The 2,185-nt window shown below is 61.8% G+C and carries 2 protein-coding genes; both read left to right on the forward strand.

The window, feature by feature from the left end; all coding sequences use genetic code 11:
- Positions 1-122 precede the first annotated feature (122 nt).
- Entirely contained in the window at positions 123-800 is a 678-nt protein-coding gene (locus tag WBF74_RS10210) for a winged helix-turn-helix domain-containing protein (protein ID WP_424439095.1), read from the forward strand.
- 90 nt (positions 801-890) lie between these two features.
- The coding region (locus WBF74_RS10215) for an ATP-binding protein (protein ID WP_424439098.1) at positions 891-2,185 on the forward strand (1,295 nt) is incomplete at its 3' end.

Here is a 2,185-nt window from a genome sequence, read left to right on the forward strand (position 1 = left end):
CCCGACCCCTTTGGGTGAAAGGACCGCGGGCTCGCGCCTGCCGGGGCTCATCCCCCGCGGCACCGGCGCGGCGCGAGCCACCCCGCCCGTCCATCTGACGGCAGTACGGAGGCGATGAGACGATGCGCATTCTGGTGATCGAGGATGATCTGGAAGCGGCGGCCTATGTGGTGAAAGGCCTGCGCGAGAGCGGACACATCGTGGACCATGCTGCCGATGGCGAGGAGGGACTGACGCTCGCCCTTTCCAGCACATTCGACGTGATGATCGTGGACCGGATGCTGCCCAAGCGCGACGGCCTCAGCGTTGTCGAGACGCTGCGCGAGGAAGGCGTTCGCACGCCCGTGCTGTTCCTCTCCGCCCTTGGCGAAGTGGATGATCGCATCAAGGGGCTGAAGGCAGGCGGTGACGACTATCTGACCAAGCCCTATGCCTTTGCAGAACTGCTCGCGCGCATAGAGGTGCTGGTGCGCCGCTCCAACCCCGATCAGGTGCGCACGCGGCTACAGGTGGGTGATCTCGAAATCGACCTGCTGGCCCGCAAGGTGACGCGGGACGGGCAGGAGATCGATCTTCAGCCGCGCGAATTCCGCCTGCTTGAGTATCTGATGAAACATGCAGGCCAGGTGGTGACGCGCACCATGCTGCTCGAAAATGTCTGGGAATATCATTTCGACCCGCAAACCAATGTGATCGACGTGCATATTTCGCGGCTTCGGGCGAAGATCGACAAGAATTTCGAGCAGCCGCTCTTGCACACGGTGCGCGGTGCGGGATACTCGCTGCGGGCCGCAGATTAGGCGGCCGGGCGAGGAAAGGGGGAGGACCATGCGCCGCGCCGCGAGAGTCAATCGCTTCGCTACCGCGACCGGTCCGGCCATATGCCGCCCATGAACCAGCCCCAGACGACAGTCTCGAACCTTCTTCGCACCTCGACCTTCCGCCTCGCGGTTATCTATCTCGCACTCTTCGCCGCTTCCGCGATCACGCTGCTTGCCTATGTCTATTGGAACACGGCAGGCTTTCTTGCGCGCCAGACCGACGAAGCGGTGGAAGCGGAAATTGGCGGCCTTGCCGAACAATACCGGCAGGGCGGCTTGCCGCTTCTCGTCCACACCGTTATCCAGCGTTCGCGCGATCCCGGATCAAGCCTCTATCTCGTTCTCGATCCCGCAGGCCGTGTGCTTGCAGGCACGCTTGATGCGCGCCCGCAGGTGGAGCCGGGGCCGGATGGCTGGTTCGACTTCGACTATAATCGCAAGACGCTGGACGGGACGGAGGTGAAGGCCGCGCGCGCACGCGCCTTCTATCTGCAGGAAGGCTTCTATCTTCTCGTGGGCCGCGACGTGCAGGAGCGGCGCGAGATCGAAAATCTCATCACCAATGCGCTGATCTGGGCGATCGGGCTGACCGTGGCGCTGGGGCTTGTTGGCGGTCTCTTCATGAGCCGCAACATGCTGGCGCGCGTGGACGAAATCAATCGCTCGAGCCTCGACATTATGGGCGGCGATCTTTCGCAGCGCCTGCCGATTGCAGGAACGGGTGATGAACTCGATCAGCTTGGCCGCAACCTCAACGCGATGCTCGACCAGATCGAGGCGCTGATGACCGGCATGAGACAGGTGACGGACAACATCGCCCATGATCTGCGAAGCCCCCTCAACCGGTTGCGTAACCGCCTTGAAGTGACGCTGATGCAGGAAGCATCCGCCGATGACTACCGGCTTGCACTCGAAAAGACGATTGCGGAAGCAGATAATCTGCTTGGCACTTTCAATGCACTGCTGATGATCGCGCGCGCAGAGGCAGGCTCGCTGCGCGATTCCATGTCCTGGGTTGATCTGAGTACGACACTGCATGATGCCGCTGAGCTTTATGAACCGCTGGCGGAAGAACACGACATCAAGCTTTCGCTTGATGTGCCGGAAAAGCTGATGATCTGGGGTACGCGCGAATTGCTGTCTCAGGCGGTCGCCAATCTGCTCGACAATGCGATCAAGCATGGCTTGCCGACTGACCCTGAAGGGCCGCGTACAATCGAAATCGCCGCCGTGCCGGAGATGTCGCGCGGCGTGAAGAGTGTTGCGCTCTCCGTTACGGATCATGGTCCCGGCATTCCCGAAGACCAGCGCCAGCATGTGCTGGAGCGTTTCGTGCGTCTGGAAGCAAGCCGCAACACGCCAGG

Source organism: Parvibaculum sp. (assembly GCF_049672805.1).
In the GTDB taxonomy this organism is placed as follows: domain Bacteria; phylum Pseudomonadota; class Alphaproteobacteria; order Parvibaculales; family Parvibaculaceae; genus Parvibaculum.